Origin of the sequence: Thalassospira xianhensis MCCC 1A02616 (assembly GCF_003326475.1) — a bacterium.
GTDB lineage: Bacteria > Pseudomonadota > Alphaproteobacteria > Rhodospirillales > Thalassospiraceae > Thalassospira > Thalassospira xianhensis.
In genome coordinates this window covers 1-25177 of sequence record NZ_JPWA01000036.1, presented here as the reverse complement: position 1 = coordinate 25177, position 25177 = coordinate 1, and the positions used below count along the sequence as shown (strand labels likewise).

Sequence of the window (25177 nt, the reverse complement as noted above, 5' to 3'; positions counted from 1 at the left end):
AAGTGTCAGATATGAGACATTAAACTGTTTCTATGGACATCTGTAATGATATCTGTTATGTCTCATAAATAAGACGTAAGGTGATATTGTGTATCAGGAGTGAGACGTAATGCGTCAGTCCGTTCAAAAAACAAAAGGTGGGATTGTTTATCCACAAGTCGAACGTGCACTTAAGAAGCTCGGAGAAGACATTTCATATGCTAGGCGCATTCGACACATCAGCGCTGCCGAGTTTGCTGAGCGTGCAGGTATCGGACGGGCGACACTTCATCGGCTCGAACGGGGTGATCCGGGGATTGCGCTTAACACATTGGCGATGGCCCTCCATGTCCTCGGTCGACTAAATGCTCTGACCGATATTATTGATGCATCGTCTGACCATGTCGGTTTGATGCAGATGAAAACCGACGCTCCCCAAAGAATTGTGAAGAGCCGGAGCCGGGCAGGGCAGAACAATGAGACCTCAAAAACTGAACGAGGCATTCCGCCTGTATCTGATAAAAAGGGTTTCGTGGGGTTCTAAATGGCAAGCAGACGTATTTTCATGCGGCTTGGTGAGGCTGGCATCCCGGTGGGCGAGTTAATTATTACAACGGACGGCTCACGTGAAACGTCGGTATTCAAGTATGATCAAGCATGGCTTGAGGACTCAAGGGCATTTGCGCTTTCACCTGGAATGCGGCTGACAGAGGCGCCGTACTATTTCAATAGCGAGAATGGTTCTTCCTTGCCGTCGCCAGTAGCGGACGGGACACCTGATTCATGGGGGAGGGCTATTATCAAGGCTTCCCTCGGTGGGCGCGCCTGCACGGACATGGATTTCCTCCTCGAGTCTGCGGATTTTCTTCGCCAGGGCGCGTTGCGCTATTACGATAGCCGGGATGTAGATGCTCCAGCGCTTGCTCAATATGACAGGAAGTCCAACGAAATCTCCATCCCGCGTCTGATTGATTTGGAACAGTTCATCATAGAGGCGCGTGCTTTTGAAGCGGACCCGGCGCAATACCGTGAAAACAGAGCGAAGATGGTTGGAGGAGATTATCTGAAGGACGCAGTCGGTACGCTTGGAGGAGCTCGGCCGAAAGTTAATGCACTCGATGATGACGGCGCTCTCTGGATTGTTAAGATGGCAAAGATGGATGACCAGTACTCCGTCGCGCATGCGGAAGTTCTGGCATTAACTCTTGCGCGCGAAGTAGGAATTTTGGCGTCGGATGCTAAGATCCTGCCAAGTTCGCAAAAATACCCTGTTTCAATTATTCGAAGATTTGACAGGAACGCCTCTGGTGTTCGCCTGCCATTTATTTCTGCGCAGACCTTCCTCGACCTTCCCGGGACGGCTGCCGGGAACTATGTCGATATCGCTTTCCAAATGAATGAATGGTCTGCGGACCCCGAGAATGAAAAGCGGGAGCTATTCAAACGGGTTGTTTTTAACATTCTTATTCAGAACACCGACGACCACCTTCGCAATCTCGGTTTTCTCTATGGTGGAGAAGGCAGATGGCTGCTATCTCCAGCATTTGATGTGAACCCTGTTCCGGAAAGAGGGAATACGCTCAAAACTGCTATTTCGGACATCCATGGCTTCGAACTGGACATTGACAGCCTGATTGATGCCTCGCCGCTCTTCGACGTAAGTGAAGAGCAGGCGGTGGACATCATTGGTACAATGGCAAGGATTATCAAAGCACAATGGCGTAACGTAGCTGGTAGACTTGGCATGCCTAGCAGAGATATCCGATACATCGCGCCAGCCTTTGAGAACGAGCAGATCGAAAGCGCAATTCTACTGAAAACCAAATCGGAAAACGTTTAGCAAAGAGGTGCCGTGCAAATGGAAACTAAACAGACCAGCAGATACAGCAAAATTCGATCCAAGATTAAACTGGAGCGCGAAAAAATCAGAGCTAGCCAAAGTAAAATTCAGCGATACCAGGCAATCTTAGAGGCACATGAAGATGACAAAGGAGCCAAGAGGCGCCTTCATATGGCCATTGCCCCTCAATCACATTGACGGAGAGGTGCCAGTCCCGATTTTTGATGCAAGCGGTGGAGCCTCGGCCGTTGAACTTTCAACGTGCTGAAAACCAACACGCTCTATGTAGGGGGCGGGTATCGCGTCACTGCAAACGAAGCTATCGTAAACTTCGTTCATCTCCTGATCTGGGTCTGCACGCACATCCACGTCATCCGGCAGCGTGACCATCCAGATATCGACCGGCTCACCCACGTCCATAGCAAAGAAGAAAGCCCAATCCCGAGCCTGTTCGATAGTTGCCAGAAGATAGATTCCGGGTTCACGCTTGATATTTGTGAACTCTTTTATCTGAGGGATAAGGCCTACCCGTTGAATTGAGGTTCGGTTCTCAACCTTAGAAACATGGAAATAGGTGGCGCGGCTGTTCATCTGCGAGAACCGCCGGGAGCGGGTTCTTCCCCCAGGACACACCCAACTTTATTATTTGCGGCCTTCATACCCTCATTGTACGCGGCGTTCAAAGCCTCTGCCACACTCCATACCGCAACGTCATGGAAATCCAAGCTGTCGGAGTTGCGCGTCTCAAGAGTCGAAATGCCCAGGTGCTCCAATGCGATGGCCGCGAACAGGTCTTGTCGTGCATTGAATGATGCCTGAACTGTCGCCCGGTCTCGCTTGCCCGCGATGAAGGCGTGCCCCAAGCTTCCCTGGAGAAGAAACATTGAGATGTTTAGGGTCGCATCCTTTGGGGTGTCCGCATTCACGTCACGTTCCCACATGACACGTGGCATCCCGAAGGTCTCAAAGGCATCTTCGGTCAGCAGCGTGCGAGCCGTGCCAAGTGCATTCTCGCGATCACTTGGTGAGAAATCATCATTTGGGTCAAGGCCGCTTAAATATGCTTCACAATAAGCGTCAATAACACGCCGTGCCGAAGTTCTGTGGCTTCCCACCTGATTTAAGTGGGGAATTCCAAGTTTCGACGCAATGATACCTGAAATGATGTCGCGGCTCATCTGTAACTCCGGTTTTCGGGGTGTCCTGCAAGAATACTAACGGCGGGGAAGGAAAACAAGAAAGATTCTCTTGTGGGAAGATGGCTTTGAAAGCCTGGCGCAATGTGTTATCACCGTAGCAACTGAAACACGACAAGAGGAGGGTGCCATGACTTGGCATTAGTACAGAATTTTCTGTACGTGGACAATGGAGATGAAGCCATGTCTCGTACCAATCACCACAGCTTAAGCTGGGGTAAAGAACACCGTTTTGCCAAGCGCAAAGACCGCGGCTACCGCATGTGTAATCGCCGAGTTGGTGATTCCCCAAAACATTTTCGTCATTTGTTCGATGAGCGCCCACAGCGTGCTAAGGAGCGTGTATTAGAACGGAAAATCGTTCTAGGCTACATTGACCCTGACGACGCAGTTTTCGTCCGCACAGGTGGAAGAAAACCGCACGAATACTACTGGTGACAAAGAGCGGCCACTAAGGCCGCTCTCTTTATGTCTATGCAAGCCGTGAGCGCATTGATTTATGTATATCCCAACGCAATCTGTCCTTGTCAACATTATGTGTTGACTTATCGATGGTGAGCTATATTCTTCCTGAAACAAGTAAAATTCAGGAGGGATAACATGGGTCGACCATTTGTGTTTATTCGCGCCGAGCAGAAGCGGTCAGATCTGGCAGCTTTGGCTGAACAATATGGCATCCCGTCAAAGGATGGCGTTTTGCCCGCTGATCGGTTGGTTGAGCTTTTGAACCAGATGACGCAATCGCTATCCGATGGCGCACGTGAGAACGCTGCCAGAATCACAGCCCGTGATGTTGGGCTGTGGGAAAATTGGGATTCTTCTGACCCGAATGCGGTGACTCCCAACGGTAATTCGCCTGACGAAGAGCGTGAGAGCTGGCGTGAAACGGTTGATGCTGTCGCCGGTGCGCTTGTTGCTGATAAAGTTTTTGCAGAATAAGGATTGAGATTATGCCCATTGATCATGATTTTCTTGCTGTCATTGACGCCTTGGGGCCAGATGCACAAAACGGACATGACGAAATCGAACGCATTCGCGATGCTTACTTTCAACTGGAAAAGCAGAATGCAGAGTTGGCCATTCCAGCGGGTAAATGGAGCAGCCTGGTCCGTGATGTTGCCTTCATGAGCGGGCAGCAAAGCGTTCCGGCCAATGCGGACGGGAAACCTGCTGTCCTGACGGTTTTCGAGACTGCCGGGTTAAACCTGGCCGATGGTGTCAAGGTTTGGGCTGGACTGGGCCAAGGCGAAGAACTGTTTGCCGAGGGGCCTGCGCAGCTTCACCATGTTGGTGGCCAATACATTCTCTCGGTCAACACGGAAGGAAAGCTCCTGGTTATCGACGCCACCCTTATCGGGGCTATTGAGCCGCAGTAACATTCCTGAACCGAGGTACCAATGGCCAGACTTCCGAGCCAGAAGCAACTTGTCTTTCCTCTTCTTGATGCCGCGAAGCGCTGTGGCGGACGTATCACGACAACCGAAGCATATGCCGAAGTTGCCGATGCCCTTCAGGTCGATGACGAAGGGTTGTCTGAAACGGTTCGAAGCGGCAACGGGAGGACAACCTCCAAATTCCACCAGCGTTTGCGCTGGGCACGCCACCGCGCCATCGAACTTGGCTATCTTCGACCGGCGGGTCGTGGCGTTTGGGAAGTAACCGAAGCTGCGGAAGACAAGTATGCCCTGAACAAAAGTGATGTCGTCTACGTCATTTTTGAAACGGGTTTGGGAGAGGTTTTATGGGGCCGCACCGAGCGCGCGGCTGAGATGATTGAGCCGGGTAGCGTGAACCTGCTCTATACAAGCCCCCCATATCCACTATTACAGCCCAAGGAATACGGAAACCTGTCCAGCAAGGACTGGGTGAAGTGGATGCTCGACCTGACAACCTTGTGGAAACCACTGCTTGCCGAGGATGGTAGCCTGGTGCTCAATGTCGGCACTGTAGGCGTTAAAGGCGTCCCCTTCACTGACACTTATGTGTCCCGGTTTATTGTCGGGATGGAAGATCACACCGGAATGAATCTGGTTGATGAGCATTACTGGCATAGCCCAACAAAACTGCCTTCACCTGTTCATTGGGTAGCCGTCAAAGGCATGCGCTTGAAGAACTCAATTGAAAAAGTTCTGTGGTTTGCCAAAAGCCCGAACGTGAAGGCATCCAATAACAATGTTCGGGTTCCACAATCGGACAAGACAGCGCGGTGGCGAAAGAATGCCAATGCCAACGACACGAACAAATCAATTGGTAAGCGCCCGAGCGGGAATGTCGTTGGCAAAGGGTTCCTGCGTGAATCAAATACGGCAATTCCTTCAGTTCTGCATGTGGAGGCCCCTCAAGGACCGCACAGTGCTTATCGTGTAGCCTGCAAAGAGCGTGGCATTGAACCACATCCGGCTATCTCTCCTGAAGGATTGCCGGAGCTGTGGATTAAGCTGACAACGGATACCGGTGACCTGGTATTTGACCCGTTTGCCGGATCTCTTACCACGGCGGCGGCGGCAGAAAAGCTGGGGCGACGTTGGTTGGCCGTTGAGCAGTCAGCCTACTATGCAGCAGGTGGCACTCTCAGGTTCAAAAATTCACTATCACAACAGCAACTCGCATAGACGTATGCCAGTTGTTGCGTAGTATTAGGCTGTAATTACTGCTTAGGGCGAGTTCAGTTGATGGAAAATGCAGACCAGGTAAAGAAATGCCTGATTTTCAAATGTCGGGCAGGCAGCCATGCCTACGGGATGGCGCAGCCAAGTTCCGATCTGGACTTACGTGGCGTCTTCGCAGCCCCGCGCAGTCAAGTTATCGCGCCAATCCCATCACTTGAACATCTGACAGGTGAGGCCGGGACCGATGAGGTCTACTACGAGCTTTCGAAGTTCATGAATTTGGTGTCAACGCAAAGTCCAAACGTCCTCGATCTGCTATGGGTTTCAAAAGAAGACATCATCCTCGATACAGAAGCATGGTCAATCTTGCATCGGTCCCGTGACCAACTATTGTCCAAGCAAATCAAGTATAGCTACGGCGGCTACGCCAACGGTGAATTCCGTCGTATGGTCTCGCGCGCGCGGTGGCACACATCACCTCTCCCGGTAGAACCACCCAAACAGACCAGCTTTGTCACAATTGGCCATAATATCAATCTACCGGACCAAGTAGGCATGGACGACTTGTTCAATGGCTGCTGGAAGGCTGTTAGTTGCGGACAGGATCTGTTCCTGCTTTACCCGGCTCAGTCCGGAAACTGGTTCAATACTGACCACTCCATCAAAGTCGTCAATCAAAAGCCCGAAGGGGAGCCCGCAGCAATCTTGAAGTTTGAGCGGGCTAAGTATGAGGCGGCAAAGAAAGAACATGCATCTTACTGGACATGGGTGAGGAACCGAAACGAACAGCGCAGCGCCATCGAAAAGGAGATGGGATACGATGGCAAGAACGCGGCTCACCTTGTGCGGATACTGAGAACAGCTTCAGAGGTCTTGCGCAGTGGCCAGATGCAGGTGAGGCGCCATGACAAGAAAGAACTGCTCGAAATTCGGAATGGGGAGTGGTCCCTCGATAAAGTTCGGGACGAAGTAAATCGGCTCGAAGAAGAACTGAACCAGGCCGCGCGTGTCTCCACTTTACCTGAGCGCGTAGCGATGGAGCGGGTGTCTGAGTTAACCGTGGAGGTCTATGAAGCCGCATGGTGGCAGCAGCGCGCGGCAACTGCCGTTCAGGTTAAAGGAGACGATACACAATTCGTGCCTCCACCTCGCGATCGAATTGTTGTGCTTGATGTTGAAGGCACGGGCAAATCGAGCGGTGAAAGACGTTCTGTTGAAATCGGTCTTGTGGAAATCATTGCTGGCGTTCGTACTGGCCGGGTGTTTCACAGCTATCTTAACCCAATGACCAATAGCTCCTATCACGCTGCCCAAATTCACGGGCTTACAGATGAGTTCTTGTCAACCCAGCCGACATTGGAACAGGTTGGCCGTGAGATGCTGAACTTTATTGGTGAGTCGCCGATTATTGCGCACGGTGCTGCATCAGATCTCAGTATGCTCAATTACGACCTCGGAAAAGCTGGCCTGCCATTGCTTCCGCAAGAGCAGATGTACTGCTCTGAAAAAATTGCTCGACAGATTTTCCCTGGTGTCACCCTCGGGCTGGACAGCCTTTGTGTGACGCTTGGAATTGATAAGTCAGTCCGCGACGTTAAAGGGCACGGTGCATTGTTGGATGCAAGCCTTTTGACGGATTGCGTTCTCAAGATGATGGAATTGCCGGGGTATTTCGAAATTCGTACCCCAATGCACCCGAAGAGTAAGGTTGCCGCGAAGAGGAAGACGACCTCGCCTGTAGAAATCGAGATGGCGCCGTGCGGGACAAAGGTCATCATCAAGCATCGGGAGTACGGCAGCACTGTCGTAGACATTCCTGAATACCCATTGGACACTCACGAAGTCTATTTGACAGCACGCGCCCTTATCATTCGGCCAATCGCAGTTGAAGGCGAGGAAAGACACCCTGCGCCGCACAACCCGCGTGGACCTTCTATCGTGACCATGGCGAAGGAACAGATTGTGCGTATTTGGACCGACAAGGATGGTGAAAAGACGGATGTTCAGCAGCAGGAACCGCATTTTGAAATTGGCGGTTTACGGCTTTAGACGTGGAAAGACTCTCCACAACCACACCTGGCCTTTTCGTTGGGGTTTGAAAAAACAAACCCTTCCTCAAGGTCTCCCTGAACATAGTCCATTTGGGTACCAAGGATGAACATAATGGCTTTCGGGTCGATAAGAACCTTAACCCCGTTATGTTCAACGATTTCATCGAAGTCCGTCACTTCATCGGCATATTCGAGAGTGTAGGACAGCCCGGAACACCCCTTGGACCGGACGCCTACACGAATACCGGCCGATGGCTTGCCACGTTGCGCGAGGAGTTGCGATACATGCTCAACTGCGGCATCGGTCAACGTGATGGGGGCAAACCGGTTACTCATAGCCTTCGGCCCCTTTAGCGCTCTTGGTGCGATAGTCCGCAATGGCTGCTTTTATGGCGTCTTCGGCCAGAATGGAGCAGTGAATCTTGACCGGCGGCAACGCTAGATGTTCGGCAATCTGCGAATTCTTTATCTGCCCGGCATCTTCGATCGTTTTGCCCTTCACCCATTCGGTTATCAGAGAGCTGGATGCGATGGCCGAACCGCAACCGAATGTCTTGAACTTGGCATCCTCGATGATGCCTTCCGGGTTGACTTTAATCTGCAACTTCATGACATCTCCGCAGGCCGGTGCTCCCACCAGTCCGGTACCAACACCGGCTTCGTCTTTGGCGAATGAGCCTACATTGCGCGGGTTCTCATAGTGGTCGATAAGCTGTTCGCTATAAGCCATGGCTGCCTCCAAAGGATAATTTTACTCATTATAAAAGAAAACTCTTGATTCTGCTATTGCGTTCTTTCACTTTCCTTATGAACTCCTTCGCATTAATGGAAAATTCGACGTGCCAAAGCCGCTGATGTTGCTCTAGCTGACAACCGTTTGACAGGGAAGCCAATGCCCGTTTTTGAAAACAACGATGACCTGAAGCTTTGCCAGATGAATGTTCCTTTTGCCGGTATCGCTCCAACGCCTCCATTCACTGAACAACCGTCGACCCGATATCTCCGCATTTGGGACACTCAGGAGCTCGTGGCTGGCGACGGCTGTCAGGTCCAGACGACGAACGCCGAGCGTCTGCTGGATGCATAACGGTAAACATGAGCTTGTATCGCGCTTTCCGATCTCTTTTAAAGACCACATTGCCAGTGTTGTGGTTGTCAAAACGGTACGGCGTGCCAGTATCAGCATCCCGACGCAGGTTGGTTGCCCAGTGAAATGTTCCTTCTGCATTTCGACGCAGCAACCGTATCGCAGACATCTGCACCCTAGGGAAATGATGATGGCCATCCATCATGGGTATGAGAATGTTCAGCCCGGTGTTCCTGTCACCGTAGCGTTCAGCGGAGAAGGGGACGCGTGCCTTAATGCAAGAGCGGTGGCGGAGGTAGCCCAGGGGATTTCAAACGGGTCCATGACGGTGGACAAATTGCGATTTTCGACATCCGGCGCCAACAGCCGGGCAATCGAGGTCCTGGCGAACATTCCCGCCCGAAAGACGCTCCAACTTTCCTTGCATTCGGCTGTGCAAAGCACGAGGCGAAGACTTATCCCTGTTTCCGATGGCCTTGATGGGATCGCCAGTGTTTTTCGCAGGCGGTCGGGGGCTTTTGATGGCATTCGTCTCAACTATGTCCTGATGCGGGGCATCAATGACACGCCAGAGGAAATCGAAGCGCTGAAGCGGTGGGGAAACGATGACTGGCTTATTACATTGAGTCCGTTGATGGGAAACCGCGCGCTCCAGCTTTCTGCCGAAGAGGTATCTGTGATTGCCGACCGGTTGGTAGCGTCTGGCCGTCGTGTCCGCGTGTTTAAGGATGTCGGCCGCAAGCTCGATGAAACGAACTATCCGCTTCTGACTTATCAGGAGCGGCAACCCATGCAACGAATGTAAGAAGTCAAAAATGGATCTATTCACCTCTTCTCTGGCCGCCCAGGGCCTCATCATGCCGGAAGGATACACGGTCTTGAGGATTGATGCGGCAACCTGCTCTCCAGAGCTTGCCAATGACCTGCAAGGCCACCAGGCTGCCCGTTGGCTTGCTAGTGCCCTTCGCTTTGATTTCGAGCAGGCATGCTATGGGGCGAAGATTTACGGGCCTTGCGGAACGTTTGACGGCGTGATTGCGGACCGCATGCCAGGCTATTGGCGCAACACGGAAGAAACTGTTGGCGGCAAACCTGTATGGGTGCCGGACTCTCGACACCCTGTCGGGAAGCTGTTTGCCGAAATGGCTGCAAGGCTTCTGCCGATGCCACCGCTTGAAGTTCTCGACGGAATCCTGCGCAAGCATTCCATCGATGGCAGCTCCTCCCCATCTCCGGTGTACAAGGAGTTTGAAGGAGGCTGGGCAGTAATGATTCACAAGCTTAAGCCCAAATCTCTCAAACAGCCCGGGGTTTCAATCGACGAAGAACTCCTGTCTCTATGGAAACAGGAAGCGCCTCAAAAATAACTTGGGGTGCTTCAGGAATTTGGGTCATACTTTTTCGTGCCCAACAAACGCCTGAGCATCCATGTCAATCTCGTCAACGCCCGACATCAAGTCAGAAGCATACAAGTTTGCAGAACAACGCGAGCGCCACCGCCTGCGCGCGCAGGAATATCGTGACCTATGGCGTAACGCCAGAAGAGTTCGAAATGACCTAATCCAAGAATACGAACGGGAACGATCTGGGCTGGACCTTCTTGATGAGGATCTTGAGGTCATCATTGAGACAATCAGCCAGCCTTACCGGAACCAATTGGAGGCCATCCACCGGGAAATTGAGAATGGCAGTCCGGCTTCCCGCACAAAGAACGGTGGTTTCGGGCGTCTCTTCTCTCTATTTGGCAAGCAGCGCCGTACCGGGCCGAAAGATGAAACCACTTCCTTGAGATACAGGAAAGCCTATCTGGAGTATTTCCTGTCGGACCGGGCGAACCTCGAAGAGCTAGCGGGCAAAAAACAGAGACTTAACCGTCAGCACAATAGGAAGAAAACGGCACATCTGGAGCCTATGCGCTTAAGAATTAAAGAATACGACTTGATTGTGCGAGCGATTGAGGCTGGCTCGGAGCCAGTTGCGATGGCAGCTATTCGAGGAGATTTGGCATCCATGCTATCAGCGGCGGCCATTTGGGACCGATTGGATCGAGGGGCCCCGGTATCAGATGCGGAGAAAACCGCTTACTGGGACCTCGGCTACCCGCCGAAAATAGACCCGATCCAAAGGGCAATTGCCGCGATGGTTAATCAGTCCGATGGACCTAAACCAATGATTGTTGATGCGCACTTTGAAGATGTTAGTGAGGCAAAGGCCGCCCACAATGCCCAAAAGGAACCATTGCGGCTTATAGAAGCGGTTACGGTCTCAAATGACCAGGAATAGCCGCCTCCGATACGATTTTCCTCACCGAGCTGAAAGGGCCTGTTCCAGCGTGTCGCCACCGATTACGAGTGGTTTGTGCTCGGGACCGACCGACTTGAGCCCGACACTAGAGCCACGCTTCGTGAAAGTAAATTGACCTGATAGCCATCCGTCTTCGTCAACGGTAATCGTTTTGTTGGTTATCCCCATCAAAATGCTGGCCGCACCATCACCATTAACAATTCCCTGCAATGATTCCTCGACACTTCTGCGGAAACCAGCATAGTAATTTCTCTGCGCACGGCGGATCGAAATGAGAGCGCCCTCACTTTCAACGACAACAAATTCGTCTCTCTGCGTGCTCCGCTCATGGCTGATGATCTTCAGTTTTGCAGAGAAGACAAAATTGCTAACCATTTGAAGCTCCGAATTCCTCCAGTCAGGCGGGAGGTAATCAAGCAGCTCATTGTAGCGTCTCAGGCTAACAAAATAATAGTCATCGATGAGGAATGCTTCGCGACCGTCAGTGTTGATGAGTTTGACAATCTTCCATGCCTGCTTGCCCGGAGCCTTTGCAATGTATTCCACATTCGACACTTTCTGTAAGGAAAATTTTGCTTAATCATATATGTTGACGTGGATGTTTCAAGGAATATTATAAGAAAAACGTCATCTGTATCGGAGAAGCGAATGTCGGATAAGCGCCTTAAAAGCTTTGCAGCAAAAGCCAGCCATAGTGAAAGCCAGCACTTTGCCGAAGTGCAACGTGATTTTGTGGTTTCCATTCGCCGCAACAGAATGCTGGCTCAATGGGTTTCTGAGGTTTTGGGTTTGGAAAAGGGAAATGATTACTTCTCGCAATTGAACGATGCTGACCTCAGAGCCGCGGGAAGCGATGTTGTGGTCGATAAGGTGTTGGCAGACCTGCGAGATAGAGGTTTGGAACTGTCACGCGCAGATGTGAAAGCGAAACTCGAAGCCTTCGAGCATGCGGCTCGCGGGGAATATGACAGAGAATATCCCGCAGTTCCGTGACGGCCAGTGAGCTTTGCATGGCGCATTGGTGAGAGTCAAACATGGTTCATGCGGTAAAACCGGTTGAAACTTCACTCGAAACAACAAGAAGCCCGGCATTATTCATGAGAAAAGTGCCGGGCTTCTTGATTAAAATCCGTGACTTACTGGAAGCCTATTGTCGCAAAAGGTAATTTGTGGGGCAACCAAGACTATTGTAAGCGACTAGCCTCTTCGGCCGCGATTGTAGCAAAACAGAGATGTCTCACAACAATTTTCTTACGCAACTGAAGGAATATGATGAGGTGAATGTCTTTTGTTGTTTCTTTCAGTCAAGCAGGGAAAACTACTCTTGTAGAAAACCAGGAGGGTGGGGATGAGCGAGGAAGATTGGAAAGCATATTGGGCAAACATTGTTGTGCCAGCGGACGGTCGTATCGACGTTACGGAAATCAATCTGACCTCTAAACAGCGAGATGCCCTGTTCGCCGTATCTGTTGGCAATCACCAAGCAGTATCTTACTCTATGAGAAACCGTCTGCGCGATCTTGGACTTATCGAGTATCCTGGCTTGCCACCGCACATGGACGTTCTGACCCCGGTCGGCTCTCAGGTTCTTCTCGAAGAACTGGTCGAGGCGTTACCTAGTATTGCGGAGCCACTGCCAGTTGGGACAGTTTTGCACATGGCGGTTATCGACGCCGAAGCCGGTACCGTTGAAACTGCCCCGCTACCCGTAACACTCATTGGAGTGGCAAGCATGCAGTATGACCAAGAGACACTGGATGCAATGGGCGTGTATTTGCATGAGATGGATCTGGAGGACCGACCGGTGTCTTCAATCAACTTTTACTATCGCCTGGGCCCCTCCAATGAAGGTATTTGGGCAAAAGGAATATCGGATGCCAATGGCCACCGGTTTGTCGGTGTAGTTACTGGCCAAGGACCAATGCCGCGATATATCCAGTACTTAATGCAGGGCCACCACACCGGTCGAACCATAAAGTTGTTTGAGACTGAAGCTGAAGCTTTGGATTTTCTGTCAGATGCAGGACAGAAGTTGGCGAAGGCTTTCGCCGAAGTCGGACGTGCTCCGGCAATCGCAGCAAGGCGGCCTTAATCGTACCAGAGCCTGAAGGACTCCTCCAACATGACAGATACCGACTGGGAAGCATTCTGGTCTGGCACCATTAAACCGGTGGACGCACCGGCGCGGACAGGTAACGGGACGATTACAGAGGCCCAACTGGAAGCACTACTCTCCATTTCCTGTGAAGATTGGACAAGTGACTATATGCGTAAAAGGCTGCGACGAGATGGCCTAATCGATTACTCCAGTGAATGGGGGATGACACTGACCGATAGCGGATCGCGTAAGCTGATTTCAGCCTTTAACGAGCTATATCCACATATCACCAAACCACTGCCTTTTAGCTCAGGAGTTCACGTTGCCATCATTGATGCCAAAGCGGGCCTCGTGGAATTAAACGAGTTGCCGGTAGCACTGGTGGGTATTGGAAAGGTACGGTATGGCGAGGGCTTCAGGCAAAATATGACCTTGTCTGCTCGCCCCGTGGTGAGTGTGACATACTACTATCGCTTAGGTTCAGATACGTCTTCTCTGTGGATGACCAGCCTCTCTGATGAAGCAGGTTACGAACTGCAAGAAATGGCATTCCGAGGGCAGCCTGGAGCCGCGAGAGTGCCTTTTAGCGTTGAAAAACACATGGCGGCTCAGTGTGAGGGGCGGGAGATTAAAGGATTTCTGAGCCGAGACGACGCCTTGGGCTACCTGTCGGAAGCCCGGAACAAACTGACCGACGCCTTCGAGAAAATCAGCGAGTTTCAGCCGACATCAGGAATGAAGCCTTGAATCTTTTGTCTTACGCGATGGCCATCATAGGCGGGGCATAGGCAGGTTCGTCTACCATTAGTTCGATAATTGGCACCTCAACACGACCAATGATGGCTGCCCTGTCTCGTGAGACCGCAATAACGTTGCTTTCCTCAGCAATGATAACCTGCTCTGCACCCATTTCTTCGGCAAGTTCTGCATGCGCTTCTTGATGCATAGCATGGCCGTGCACTGGAATTGCAATGCGCGGCTCAAGGAGATTATAGAGGGCCTCAAGTTCATTGCGCCCAGCATGTCCAGAAACGTGCACCGGTTTATCATCAACGAGGTCCCCACCGCGAAGAACGGTCACGTCCCTATAGCGGAGCTGGTCGACGATAGCGTCAATTTCCTTCTCGTTCCCTGGGATACTACGAGCGGAGATGATAACCGTGTCACCTCGGCCGAGCAAAGGAAGGCCAATATCTCCACGCGCGAGGCGGGCTAGGGCCGCTCGTTCTTCACCTTGCGTTCCCGTACAGATCAGGGCCTTCTCCCTGCGATCCAGCCCCTTCAGGTGCCGAACTTCAGCGAGCGGTGGCATGACATGGTCAAGCATGCCCAAATCCAGTGCGATTTCGACGTTTGTACGCATGGAGCGACCTGCCAGAGCATAATGCCGACCGGAAGCCTCAGCGGCTTGAGCGGCTGCCGATACGCGCGCAATATTACTGGCAAAACAGCACACAACGACAGTCCCTTTGGTATTCTTGAAGGCTGGAACAAACGCTTCAAGAACTTCCCTTTCATTGGTAAGGGCGAGCGACTTATGCGCATTAGTGCTATCACAGAGGAGTGCCAGCACGCCTTCTTTACCAATCCGCATGAGAGCGTCAAAGTCGGTCGTCTCCCCGATAAGAGGGTCTTCGTCCAGCTTCCAGTCTCCGGAATGGAAAATAACCCCGTCGGGGGTTTTGAAGGCCAGTGCAACCGGTTCTGGTACAGAGTGTGTCATCCGGACGGTTTCGATAACGAATTCACCGATCGTCAGGGTGTCGCCCGGGGTAAACTGATACATGACGACGTCATCAATCGTTCCGGCTTCTTCAAAGCGATGCTCGATGACGCGCGTTGCATATGGTGTCGCATAGATTGGGCAATTGATACGATGCGGCCAAACTTTTGCGATGGCGCCGATATGGTCTTCGTGTGCGTGAGTGACGACCAGGCCATCAAGTTTGGGGAGAATACTGGAAAGAGCTTCCGGCTCAGGGATAAGGCAATCGACATCTTCTTTATCGCGCCCTGCGAATGCGATGCCTGCATCAACCAGCAGCCAGCGGCCTTTGTGCCCGTAAAGGGTCCAGTTCATGCCGATGCGGCCAAGCCCACCAACCGGAACAATCAAGAAATCGTCACCGGGAACTGGCCAGACTTTGCCAAAACTCTGAAGAGAAGGGACCGTATTTACGTCGAAAGCTCCTTGCTTTCGGTCTTCTGTCGTTTCATTTGGAGCGGACAGGAAGGTAGCATCTAGCGAGATGCTTTTTAATTTTTCTTGTTTCATCGAAGACAGATATACCTGATAAAATGATCGGGATCAATAGAATTTAAGGAAAACGGGAAAGTTGACATCGCTCTACCTCTGTTCCTGTTAAACAGTTGTTTTTTGCATTGAACTACAGAATTCTTTTCTTTGACACGTGAAGCAGTTGGGAAAAGGCGACGGCACCATGAAGAAAACGGGGTTTGACCATCAGCGTTCCCGAATGCAGGAGCTTGGCGAGACTATCATCGCCGACGTTTTTATCAATCCCGGTACATGTCCAACAGCGATGGACATCGGGCGGTATTTTTCCCTATGTGCTGAATACGCCGACTGCCTGTATTGGGGCGCCCCCAAGGCAGGCATCCCGGACATCCAGATTGGTGGTGTGGCGGACTTTCTAGACGATGTTGGCAACCCAACAGTGATGGCCACCGCACGCTTCCCTGATATGGCTCCGCCTCCGGGCCTCACATGGCAAGAAATTGTGCGCTTGGGCATGAATGATACCGCCCATATGTTCGTGTGGATGGATGGCTTCTGCTTTGATTCGGATAGCCCTGAGGGTGTGTCATCGCCATTCGAACTCTATGACGTCCGTGTGGGCCTGTATGTCACGCTCCAGGAACAATCGTCCGCCCGGTTGTCTAAGCTTGAAACAGAATACGATTGGTGGGCCGAGACGGCTCGCCTGGCAGAAGAAACACTCAAAAATGCTAACGGGTGGGAGGCTGCTCAAATCAAGGCCGATGAGGCGCTCAATACATTCAAGTCCAACATCGCAAAAAGTGGATATCCGGAATTCACATTGGCTGGAATAAGGGAGTTGGCCCCTCTGGTCGATGAGGTAACTGTCACGGACAGTTTCGGCGATAGGTGGATAGTTCGGCTCATTCGTGAAGACCACGACGGTGCCACAGCTATCTCCCCAGTGGCGGTGGAGTACGCTATAATTGACGGCGAGCAGGTAAACACTGATTTTACGCGCCGGGCGCACGTGCTTAAGACTTTTGCGGGGGAACCAAGATTTGGCGAGAATGCGTCAGTCTTCCCCACCGGCCTGAGGGCGGTTGTCGACCGAGCGAGAGAAGATGTCACATGCCTCGCTGTGACATCTAATTCTGCTCTTGATGCGCACAGTGGACTCGGACCTTCAATGATGTAAGTCCAAGCCCCTCATCAGTTGCTTCCAGTTAAATTCGCGGCAGGGCAGAAGGTATATGCTCAACTGTAACGAAAGAACTTTTGCCGAGGTGCAGGCTTGAGGGTATCTCGCCTGCGTTCACACTCTCAAGCCATTCTTCTAGTGCGTCTGAAACATTCGTACTTTCATTAATGTTTGCATATGCTCGGAAAGCTTCTGCAAACGCCTCATTCTTATGGCACCTAATGCTCGCACAATGGAGAACCCGGTCATCGCACCCCAGAATTTTTACTATTTGCATTACGCCAAGAGTGCACTCATACGAAAATTCCCGGTGAAGGTTCTTTAGGGCATTATTAAAATGTATCCCTAGCGACATCAGCTCCGTCTGATTAGAAACAGGAACTACCGTCAAGCCATTTAGTGCCGTGTAGGGTTCTGTTAAAGGAAGCCATTCAAACGGTTGGCTGTCTGTCAAATTGGCTGTTCTATCTATCATAGCCCCTGTCCCTGGCTGATTGCATTTTGTAAGAAGGAGCAGAATGGTCTGCTCCTTCTGTTCGTCGCTGTTACATTTTCAGAGCGGATGTGGAGCCGACCGGTTCAAAGGACCCATCACCCAAGGACAGCGCGACATCGATCTGCTTGGAGTGAACTGCGTCAATCCATTGGCTCAAAGCTTCACGTTCTTCATCTGAGACATCCGCCTGACCTTTGAACGCATTATGCCGCCAAGAAATGAGCTTGCCTTGCTCACTTCGGACGAAGGCGGTGGATCTTGCCTCACCTTGCGCGTCAACCAGCATCACAATCTGAAGGTCGCCGTTGAAACATTGCACGGGGAGCATCTGGTTTAGCCCTGTAGCACCGGCCTTGGCTAGAGCGGCTAATTCGTCGCTGGAAGTCACGGGGAAAACGCACCATCCATTCGGCGAGGTGTAGGGTTCAGTCAGGCCATCCCAACTGATAATTTCCGCGGCCTCGTCAAACGCAGTCAGATAAGGGTCCTCTGGCTGCGACCGGACGATGTGACAGGTCAAGTCAGGTTCGCCATACTCGTTGAAGCGGAACAACGGGGTCAAGTATTCAGTCCCGTGCTCATCTAGTGGTGGGCGTGGAAGAGCAAACCTTCCTGGCTCCAGAGTGACAGTCAGTGAGTGTGGCAGCTGCTTAACAAACTCAGAGACCGCATCACTAATGTCAGGAGTAACCTTAGCATCGAATTCGCCGAAGATACCGGTGACGAAGATTTGCTGGTTATTCCGGTTGACACTTGAGCGTGGGTGAACTTGTAGTTCAGTGAAGGCGATAAGGTCACCATCCTGACCAGGACGAGCGACCGCGACATAAGCGACTTCGCCCTCTTTCGATTTCAATGCCGCGCGCTTCCAGGCAACAATCATCGAACCTTCGAGTTTCTCTCCAATGGTCAGCAACTCATTGCTACTGGTGACGTGTTCAAGGACATATCCATTCTTAGCCGTAAACTTCGGAGCAATCGATGGCCAAGTAACGTTCTCATGGTCATCCTTGCCGTACTCCGCCGCGAGAACTGGCTCCGGATTTCCAGCGATCAGCGCAGCGAAAGGCGAAACACCTTTTTCAGAAGCGGTGGCAACGGCCACTTGCCATTCATTTGTCACGGAAGGCGAGCTCTGCTTGAACAGTCCATCGGCGATTTCGTCCGTTATCAAGGGGACCTCGCGCGAATTGACCTTACGCAGATATTCCATTACTGCATCGTGATACTCTGAGCCTTCGGTGAACTCTTGGTTCCGGTAACCACGAACGAACATGGCTTTCACTTGGTCGCCGACGACTTTGAGTTCGCCGCACGCGACCACATTCCTGGTCGCCCCGTCCAGTAACTGGAAAATCTGCTTCTCACCGCGGATGCACTGTGGAACGTACACATTCGCATGAACAGAAAGCCCGTTCTCCAAGAGCTTTCCCATCATTGTGAGCTTTTCCTCTGTATCAAGAAGCTCGACAATCAAGTCGTTATCGACAGGGACTTCTTCAGTCAGTTTTGGCCAGGTTGTCATGTTTCACCTATAGGATTTGATTTCAAACATACAATATTCCATCAACAAGCAATAGACGGTGCTTTGCGGTGGATTCCTGAGCACTTATTCTTTTTCAAGGAAAATTCGGGGGTTCTGCTCAACGAACGAAGTGACAGAGAGTAATGCCGACGGGCAGCTCAACCGGCTCAAATGTGCGCAAGCCCCTGCCTGCAACATTTCTTACTCATACACCGAATACCTTAGTTCGAAATGCCCGTCGAGTTGATCAACTCAAAGTTTTCCTTGTTTTTTGCTTTCAAACTATGGAAAACTGCTTTAAGTTGTCAGGCATTAATCACGATGACGGCACAATCATTTGTCGAACATCCTTACCCATTCATGAGAGACAAATGAGAAGCTCGGTACGCCCCCGCAAGTTCATGCCGCATGTTGAACCGCCATCACTCAAGGGGATGAAACCTCATAGAAGGCGTGCTTCCGCAGCCATAGGTTTGGCCAAAGTGAACTGGCCGCATCTGACGGCTGTTTATACAGCAATCACAATCTCCATCATCGGGCTTGCATTGGTTGCCAACCTGCCTCGCATTGTCAGTTGGTAGCTGTCAAACACAATCTAAGAACCGTTAATTTCTGCGTCTCTTGCATGAGGCTATCGCATCATTGATTGGACGATACCTTTTGTTTCCAAAGACGCAGGTTACCAATGACGCATGCCAACGATAACAAACCGTCAATCACCGACCTCAGAAACTTCCTTGCGAACGCAGGGGAGCCGGTCGACCTGATTGAACGATTGCTCACACAGTCACATCTTCTGTCAGCAGAAGACATTTCCTTCCTGCGCGAGAATGACACCCCGGCTGCAAGAGAGATTGCAGGTGATCTGCTCAGGTTGGCGACCTCGGCCGATAGCCATTACACTGACGTTATCAGTATGCAGTCACCCGATGACATTGTTTGGGTCCGGTCGTCACTGTCTCCCAGCGAGTTTCCGGCACTGTTCGTATTCCGCGGCGTAGAAGGGCAGTCAGAAGTGGTTAAAGGACTGGCGTTGGCTCGTTCGGTGATTTACACAAATGACCGAGTTCAATCAATGGAGCTAACATCTGAGACTGGTCCAACAGGCCCCTCAATGTAATCTGTTACCAAGGCTATAAATCATGCAGGTAAGTGTTCGCCACATACCCGTCGTCTTTCATGTCGGAACAATGGATGCCAAGAATAAGGGTGCCAATTACGCTTCCTCATGGGAAGGTGACGGGCTTTCTGTGTCGGTTACACCAAACATCTGGGACGAGATAGCAAAGCTTGGCGGGGCACCGGTGCATCAGCTTGCATGTGCCGATGCCCTTTTCTTGGACATGACAACTGTTGACGCGGATATGTGGGGGGCAGGGACCACATATGCCATGAGTAAGGGGCTTGTTGACTGGGCAGAAGTTTTTGTCGCGCGTGAGATTGATTGTGAAACCGAGCAGTTTCGAGAGACGTGTTTTGCTACCGAGGCTGAAGCCTGGGAACATTTAGAGATGGAGGTCGATCAGGGCTTCGAAGATCTCGTCCGGTCTGCCCGAAGACTTACTCTCACATCTGCCGGAGCGAAGCGCGCCCGCTTTACGGGGGATGTGCTGGAATCTGCGGCGGGGTTTATTGCAGATGATTTCGCGATTTCCTTCTGGGCGGAAGATGAACTTCGAAAACAAGTTCCAGAGCTCGTGGGGTGCTGGTGGAATGAACGTCTGGACGTTGATAGTCTGTCCGCTCCGAGAGGAGTCATTTTTAATGACAGCCTGTCCCGTTTTGATAGCTCTTTGGCCGACCGGACAGAGGTTGACGATGACGACAACATTATCGAATTGCCAGACCAGTTTAAGATAAATCCGTTTGCACATCAGACAGCCCAGTTCAGGTTTGTCACGAACTGCGTCTCGGCCAATGGCGACGATATCAATGATATGATAGACAGTCCTGCATCCAGGGACATCAATTACGATGAATTCGTGAAGCTGCTTGGGCAGGGAAGCAGTAAGTCTGGGCTTGCCCTGCTTCACCAAAATTTCCCCGAGTACGAGAATGGGGTCCTTTCCTTGAAGAAGGATTATCACGTCTCGTATCACGTCTCGACATTCAAAGGACTTCCGGCCCTGTATCTTGTGCATTCAGGAATTGAGTATGTGTATCAGAAATCTTCTTTCCTGGGAAAAGGATTTCAGTGTGCAGACCCTTACTTAGCCGAAGAAGAAATAGGTTCTCTTTCGTTTTAGTTGTTGTCAACAATTTCGGGGTGGCGTATTGTATGCGTTCTCCTGCCAAATACCTTTAGGCGAAATGAGTATGGAACCTACACTGGAATACAAGCTGAAGGCTGCTCAGCGACGAAGGTGGATGCGCACACAGGGTCACGCGTCTCATCGGCAAGAGATGAGGCTCCGTCGACATAAATCAAAGATATTGCTGCGTCGCAGGCCGAGACAGGCCTGACCCCGGGATAAAGTGCAATCTCGGGAAGTTTTCTTACCGAACACCCGAGGATCGTAATGCACAAGCATATTTGCAGTCTGACTTCTGATGTTGCCGCTTATCTGGCGGAGGACCTGGGGGTGGAGATCTCCGTTTCCACCATGGCCTGCCCTCTCCCCGAACAAGGTGATGTTGCCCTGAATGTGGCTTTCGCAGCCGAAAAGGTACTGCGGACAACCCCGATGCGGACTACCCCGATGCGTATCGCGGAAAAAATCGCAAGTCATCTGAACGCATTTGATTACGTGGCGGTTGCCACCGCCTGCTACCCTGGTTTTGTGAACATCCTGTTTTCGGATGAGGCATTAAAGCTGGCGCTTGGTGCTGTGCAGTCGGACCCGAACCATGGGATCGCTCAAGCAGATTCCCCGGAAACGATTATTCTCGATTTTGGTGGGCCAAACATCAAACCAATGCATGTTGGCCATATGCGCTCGCTGTTTCTCGGTGAGGCACTGCGGCGCATTCTGATTTCGTTGGGTCACCGCGTTACATCAGACATTCATTTCGGTGATTGGGGAATGCCAAGTGGCATCATCCTTGAGGAGCTGAAGCATCGGATGCCCGACCTTCCATGGTTCGATAGCAAACAGTCGGAATATCCTGAATATCCGCCAATCTCGCCGTCAGAGATTGCAGACCTTTACCCGTCAGGCTCCGCGGCATGCAAGGAAGACCTAGCACGTAAAATGCAAGCGAAGGAAACCACAGTGCGGCTGCAAGAGGGCGACCCGGCTCTCACGGATCTATGGGAGAAGGTTTCTGGCGCTTGCAAGAAAGATATCCTTCAGGTCTGCGAACAGTTGGGTGCACATTTCGACCTGACTTTGGGGGAAGCTGACGCTCACAAAGACATCCCCGAAGTTCTGGAGCTTTTTGCGGCAGCCGGTGCCTCCACGGAGGAAGAAGGAGACACAATTGTCGATGTTCGTCTACCTGAAGACAAATACGACGTTCCTCCTGTATTCCTCAGTAAGGAGGATGGAAGCACTCTCTATGCAACAACAGACATCGCAACAGTTCTTGCGCGCGTGCGAGACTTTAACCCTGACCGCATCCTGTATGTCGTTGACGAACGTCAGGCGCTGCACTTCCTTCAAATCAAGCGTGCGGTGGGCATGATTCCGGCATGGGACAATCTGGTCATTGAACATGTTGGCTTTGGAACCGTTAACGGTTCCGATGGCAAGCCCTTCAAGACGCGGGACGGGAATGTGATGCCTTTGACATCGTTACTTGACGTTGTTGCCACCACGGCATTGGAACGTCTTAACGATACCCCTCCAGATGATGCTGAAGAGCTTTCATCTATGATTGCGACGGCGGCTTTGCGTATTGCTGACCTGTCGACCCACCGGCAGAGTGGGTATTCCCTGGACGTAGACAAAGCTGTGTCGTTTGAAGGACGGACAGGCCCTTACCTATTGTATAGCGTTGTTCGGATGCGCAAACTTCTAGACCAACAGACAGACGCTGACGTCTCCGCGATCTGCTTTGACGTCCCGATTATGCGGGAGTTGTGCAACCATATCTTGAATTTCGGAAGCGCCGTTCATAGCTCGGCAGCGGCCAGCGCACCCCATCTCCTGGTCAACTGGTCGTTTGAGTGTGCGGCGGCGCTAAACCGGTTCTATGCGACATGCCCGGTATCAACAGAAACAGATACAAGACTGAAATCAAGCCGTATTGCACTGGCATCCGTAGCCGTTCAGACCCTGGAACACGCGTTGGTACTCTTGGGCTGTCAGATTCCCAAGAAGATGTAGCACGGAAGCCACCCACACTGTTAACAGCGCCCTTATTTTTCAGGAGTTTGGGGCGCTGCTAGCGAAGGTGAAACCCTTCGATAAATGTTGACAAACACAGGGCCAAGATATATTCTCAACAAAATTGCTTGTGGTGGAGGTTATCATGGAAAAGTTTGACAATCCGGTTTTATATCGCTTTGACGAAGTTCCTGATCACCTCCTTGTGGAGAGGACGGAGCATCGTGGTGTGGTCCGGGATGCGTCTGCGCCTGTCTTCTTTGACGAAGACACTGCGGCAGCTTTCCTTGCTCATCCCGGTTCTGTTGTGTCTTATCTGTCCGCTGCTTTGTATTGGGGCCTTACCCTTCAGAACCCCGTCTCGACATGGCTTTCCGTACCACGTGGAAAGGCCTATGGTGGTGCCAAGTTAGTCAGGTTTGCTCCGATGCCCCATGAGCATGGTGTTGTGGATGTCGTCCTGGACTGCAATGTTCCCGTCAAAATGTATGACCCTGCTCACACAGTAGTTATGATGCTGGAAAGTTGCCCTCTTGTGTCTAAAAGAGGCTGCATTCAAACAGAGGAGGCGCTTGAGGCTCTGAGTTTATTTGCCTCCAAAGTAGCTCCGCGGTCAGGGTCCACATTCTGCGACTTGACGGAGGCTATGGATAATGTCGGCGCTAGCGCCGTCACACGCGCTGCCATTCTTGCCGTTCGCGCACACTCTTCTAACTAGGTATTCGTTTCTTGCGTAGGGCTATGGCAAATTTTCATAGGAGATTACCATAGCCCTATAGGACACAAGCAAATGAGGAATGGCGTAGAAATCCAAGAGGTAGTCCAGAGCAACAACTCCAACCTTGGAGAGTCTTTGGCCGCGAAGTTGAAGTCTCAAGCTCGGTCCTCGGGCACTAATATGCAGTATCTCTCGACTATTTTTGGACTACAGGGTGTGTTACGTCGCCTTGGAATGTCCAGATACAAAGACAATTTCTGCTTGAAGGGGGCGATGCTGCTCGCAGTAGAAAATGGTGGACTATATCAGCGTCAAACGAATGACGTTGATTTCTCCATCGATCTGAAGGTGCCCGATGCAGATGCTCTTCGCAGTGTTCTGATTGAAATACTGAAAACTGATGCAGATGACGGCTTGCAGTTCGAAACAGATACGGCCTCATTCAAGAAAGAGCGCACGCATGCAGGCCTCCCGGGGGGTAAACTGAACGTATGGGCTTATCTTGGTTCAATGAAGATGCGTCTTTCCGTCGATGTTCAGGTGGGAGAAACCTATCACGACGGAATGCCACCATTTCGTGCTGTCCCATCACTATTCCCAGATGTCATTGAACAACCGGTCGTTCGGATGCTCCCTTTGCCATATGTTCTATCCGAGAAACTCCGGGCTGCTGTGATGTTCGGAGCCGACAATACTCGGTTTCGAGACTATTACGACATCGCAACCTGGATTGAGCATGTAGAGGACGCAGACGAGTTGGCTGAAGCGATAGCAACGACGTTTGCCGCCCGAGAGGTGCCGATTACAGATATCGATGATGTGGTGGCTCTATCATACACCTTTGCACTGATCCACGAAGAAGACTACCGCCGCTTACTGGAGCGGGCTGGAGTGGCAAACAAAAAGTCATTTGTGGACACCTGCGCCTGGATTAGATCGTGTGTCGGGCCCGCTCTTAAGCTCGCTCAATGCAAGGTTGAAGCAAAACAACTATGCATCGAGGGACAAGAAAATCTTTGCCGCCAAGGAAAAATAGAAGAAAAACCGATAGACAGACCGCATCTTCTACATTAGAAATCGGCGCAATAAAGGATAAGTGCGTCTCTTGCGCCGCGCGATGATAGGATTTCATTAGTGAGACCTATTGTTTGCAGCGGTCCGAGATATGCGGGCAGCGCCACAAAAAGCAGATGAGAAGAAAATGGCGGAAAGAACCCTAAGAGATGACATCGCCGGTCTGGATTATTCTGTGACGGACCAGCAATTTTATGAGATGTTTACCATTCGGTGCGTTGAGCGACCATCTGATTTACGGGGTGGTTACAACGGGCCAGTAGGTCAATGGATCTATCTGAACATCGACCCTCTGAATGTCTGTTGGTTATCAGTAACGGAGCGGGCATCCCATCTTGCCTTCAGGCACGCTTCTGACGCAGAGCGGTTCCGAGAGTTTCTCGCCGAGTATGAGATTGAACAGGCAATGACGGCTGCACCAAGTCGCGGCCTCGCGGCATAGTGCTTGAGCTGTTCAATCTGCCCTTGGTTATTTGCTCAGCATGAAAAGCGCCTGATTGCCAAAGAAAT

General features: G+C 51.4%; 28 protein-coding genes. 21 read left to right on the top strand and 7 right to left on the bottom strand.

Annotated elements, in window-relative coordinates; all coding sequences use genetic code 11:
• Positions 1–109: 109 nt before the first annotated feature.
• Both TH5_RS21035 and TH5_RS21030 read left to right on the top strand, forming a co-directional pair.
• Positions 110–523 carry a helix-turn-helix domain-containing protein gene (locus TH5_RS21035; RefSeq protein WP_208638505.1) on the top strand — a complete coding sequence of 138 codons (414 nt, stop codon included), beginning with the start codon at positions 110–112 and terminating at the stop codon, positions 521–523.
• Entirely contained in the window at positions 524–1819 is a 1296-nt protein-coding gene (locus TH5_RS21030; RefSeq protein WP_114123515.1) for a type II toxin-antitoxin system HipA family toxin, read from the top strand.
• A gap of 189 nt (positions 1820–2008) precedes the next feature.
• Here TH5_RS21030 and TH5_RS21020 read toward each other — a convergent pair whose 3' ends face one another.
• A complete protein-coding gene (locus tag TH5_RS21020) occupies positions 2009–2410 on the bottom strand; it encodes a hypothetical protein (protein ID WP_114123513.1) in 402 nt (133 codons plus the stop codon).
• Complete coding sequence (locus TH5_RS26015; RefSeq protein ID WP_097053650.1) at positions 2407–2997, bottom strand: DUF6900 domain-containing protein; 591 nt, start codon at positions 2995–2997, stop codon at positions 2407–2409. The genes TH5_RS21020 and TH5_RS26015 overlap by 4 nt, the downstream gene beginning before the upstream one ends.
• Positions 2998–3198: 201 nt before the next feature.
• Here TH5_RS26015 and TH5_RS25375 point away from each other — a divergent pair, with 201 nt between their 5' ends.
• The 5 genes from TH5_RS25375 (at position 3199) to TH5_RS20995 (ending at position 7673) form a co-directional block, all read left to right on the top strand.
• Complete coding sequence (locus tag TH5_RS25375; RefSeq protein WP_147250145.1) at positions 3199–3453, top strand: hypothetical protein; 255 nt, start codon at positions 3199–3201, stop codon at positions 3451–3453.
• Between the two features lie 162 nt (positions 3454–3615).
• Complete coding sequence (locus TH5_RS21010) at positions 3616–3954, top strand: hypothetical protein (RefSeq protein WP_114123512.1); 339 nt, start codon at positions 3616–3618, stop codon at positions 3952–3954.
• 11 nt (positions 3955–3965) lie between these two features.
• Entirely contained in the window at positions 3966–4391 is a 426-nt protein-coding gene (locus tag TH5_RS21005) for a hypothetical protein (RefSeq protein WP_114123511.1), read from the top strand.
• Between the two features lie 21 nt (positions 4392–4412).
• Complete coding sequence (locus TH5_RS21000; RefSeq protein WP_114123510.1) at positions 4413–5627, top strand: site-specific DNA-methyltransferase; 1215 nt, start codon at positions 4413–4415, stop codon at positions 5625–5627.
• Between the two features lie 60 nt (positions 5628–5687).
• On the top strand, positions 5688–7673 hold the full coding sequence (locus TH5_RS20995; protein ID WP_114123509.1) for an exonuclease domain-containing protein: 1986 nt from the start codon (positions 5688–5690) through the stop codon (positions 7671–7673).
• On the opposite strand, the gene TH5_RS20990 is transcribed toward TH5_RS20995, so the two are convergent.
• Complete coding sequence (locus TH5_RS20990) at positions 7670–8011, bottom strand: HesB/IscA family protein (RefSeq protein ID WP_114123508.1); 342 nt, start codon at positions 8009–8011, stop codon at positions 7670–7672. The genes TH5_RS20995 and TH5_RS20990 overlap by 4 nt on opposite strands.
• A complete protein-coding gene (iscU, locus tag TH5_RS20985) occupies positions 8004–8405 on the bottom strand; it encodes a Fe-S cluster assembly scaffold IscU (RefSeq protein ID WP_114123507.1) in 402 nt (133 codons plus the stop codon). The genes TH5_RS20990 and iscU overlap by 8 nt, the downstream gene beginning before the upstream one ends.
• A gap of 162 nt (positions 8406–8567) precedes the next feature.
• On the opposite strand from iscU, the gene TH5_RS20980 reads away from it, so the two are divergent.
• From TH5_RS20980 to TH5_RS20965, 4 genes are all read left to right on the top strand, one after another.
• Complete coding sequence (locus TH5_RS20980) at positions 8568–8762, top strand: hypothetical protein (RefSeq protein WP_114123506.1); 195 nt, start codon at positions 8568–8570, stop codon at positions 8760–8762.
• Positions 8755–9567: a hypothetical protein gene (locus TH5_RS20975; RefSeq protein WP_147250144.1), complete on the top strand. Its 813-nt coding sequence runs from the start codon at positions 8755–8757 to the stop codon at positions 9565–9567. The genes TH5_RS20980 and TH5_RS20975 overlap by 8 nt, the downstream gene beginning before the upstream one ends.
• A gap of 10 nt (positions 9568–9577) precedes the next feature.
• Positions 9578–10129, top strand: coding sequence for a hypothetical protein (locus tag TH5_RS20970; RefSeq protein ID WP_114123504.1), 552 nt, complete (start codon positions 9578–9580; stop codon positions 10127–10129).
• A gap of 61 nt (positions 10130–10190) precedes the next feature.
• Complete coding sequence (locus TH5_RS20965) at positions 10191–11045, top strand: hypothetical protein (RefSeq protein WP_114123503.1); 855 nt, start codon at positions 10191–10193, stop codon at positions 11043–11045.
• A 21-nt stretch (positions 11046–11066) separates the two neighbouring features.
• Here the strand turns inward: TH5_RS20965 and TH5_RS20960 are convergent, their stop codons facing one another.
• Entirely contained in the window at positions 11067–11612 is a 546-nt protein-coding gene (locus tag TH5_RS20960) for a hypothetical protein (RefSeq protein WP_114123502.1), read from the bottom strand.
• A gap of 102 nt (positions 11613–11714) precedes the next feature.
• Here TH5_RS20960 and TH5_RS20955 point away from each other — a divergent pair, with 102 nt between their 5' ends.
• From TH5_RS20955 to TH5_RS20945, 3 genes are all read left to right on the top strand, one after another.
• Positions 11715–12059, top strand: coding sequence for an ATPase inhibitor subunit zeta (locus TH5_RS20955; protein ID WP_114123501.1), 345 nt, complete (start codon positions 11715–11717; stop codon positions 12057–12059).
• A gap of 355 nt (positions 12060–12414) precedes the next feature.
• Positions 12415–13158 (top strand): hypothetical protein, encoded by a 744-nt coding sequence (locus TH5_RS20950; RefSeq protein WP_114123500.1) that lies wholly within the window; start codon positions 12415–12417, stop codon positions 13156–13158.
• 30 nt (positions 13159–13188) lie between these two features.
• Entirely contained in the window at positions 13189–13911 is a 723-nt protein-coding gene (locus tag TH5_RS20945; protein WP_114123499.1) for a hypothetical protein, read from the top strand.
• Between the two features lie 10 nt (positions 13912–13921).
• Here the strand turns inward: TH5_RS20945 and TH5_RS20940 are convergent, their stop codons facing one another.
• Positions 13922–15439 (bottom strand): ribonuclease J, encoded by a 1518-nt coding sequence (locus TH5_RS20940; RefSeq protein WP_114123498.1) that lies wholly within the window; start codon positions 15437–15439, stop codon positions 13922–13924.
• Between the two features lie 166 nt (positions 15440–15605).
• Between TH5_RS20940 and TH5_RS20935 the strand changes: the two genes are divergently transcribed.
• Positions 15606–16583 carry a hypothetical protein gene (locus TH5_RS20935; RefSeq protein ID WP_147250143.1) on the top strand — a complete coding sequence of 326 codons (978 nt, stop codon included), beginning with the start codon at positions 15606–15608 and terminating at the stop codon, positions 16581–16583.
• 548 nt (positions 16584–17131) lie between these two features.
• Here TH5_RS20935 and TH5_RS20925 read toward each other — a convergent pair.
• Positions 17132–18607, bottom strand: a complete 1476-nt coding sequence (locus TH5_RS20925) for a hypothetical protein (protein WP_114123495.1) — start codon at positions 18605–18607, stop codon at positions 17132–17134.
• Between the two features lie 685 nt (positions 18608–19292).
• Between TH5_RS20925 and TH5_RS20920 the strand changes: the two genes are divergently transcribed.
• The 6 genes from TH5_RS20920 (at position 19293) to TH5_RS20895 (ending at position 25109) form a co-directional block, all read left to right on the top strand.
• Complete coding sequence (locus TH5_RS20920; protein ID WP_114123494.1) at positions 19293–19727, top strand: hypothetical protein; 435 nt, start codon at positions 19293–19295, stop codon at positions 19725–19727.
• A 22-nt stretch (positions 19728–19749) separates the two neighbouring features.
• Entirely contained in the window at positions 19750–20853 is a 1104-nt protein-coding gene (locus TH5_RS20915; protein WP_147250142.1) for a hypothetical protein, read from the top strand.
• Positions 20854–21126: 273 nt separating this feature from the next.
• Complete coding sequence (gene argS, locus TH5_RS20910) at positions 21127–22875, top strand: arginine--tRNA ligase (RefSeq protein WP_114123492.1); 1749 nt, start codon at positions 21127–21129, stop codon at positions 22873–22875.
• 145 nt (positions 22876–23020) lie between these two features.
• The gene (locus TH5_RS20905; protein WP_097053672.1) at positions 23021–23593 is read left to right on the top strand and encodes a type IV toxin-antitoxin system AbiEi family antitoxin domain-containing protein; all 573 of its coding nucleotides are present in this window, start codon (positions 23021–23023) and stop codon (positions 23591–23593) included.
• A gap of 180 nt (positions 23594–23773) precedes the next feature.
• Positions 23774–24667, top strand: coding sequence for a nucleotidyl transferase AbiEii/AbiGii toxin family protein (locus tag TH5_RS20900; RefSeq protein ID WP_167443612.1), 894 nt, complete (start codon positions 23774–23776; stop codon positions 24665–24667).
• 127 nt (positions 24668–24794) lie between these two features.
• Entirely contained in the window at positions 24795–25109 is a 315-nt protein-coding gene (locus tag TH5_RS20895) for a hypothetical protein (RefSeq protein WP_147250141.1), read from the top strand.
• Positions 25110–25177: the final 68 nt, after the last annotated feature.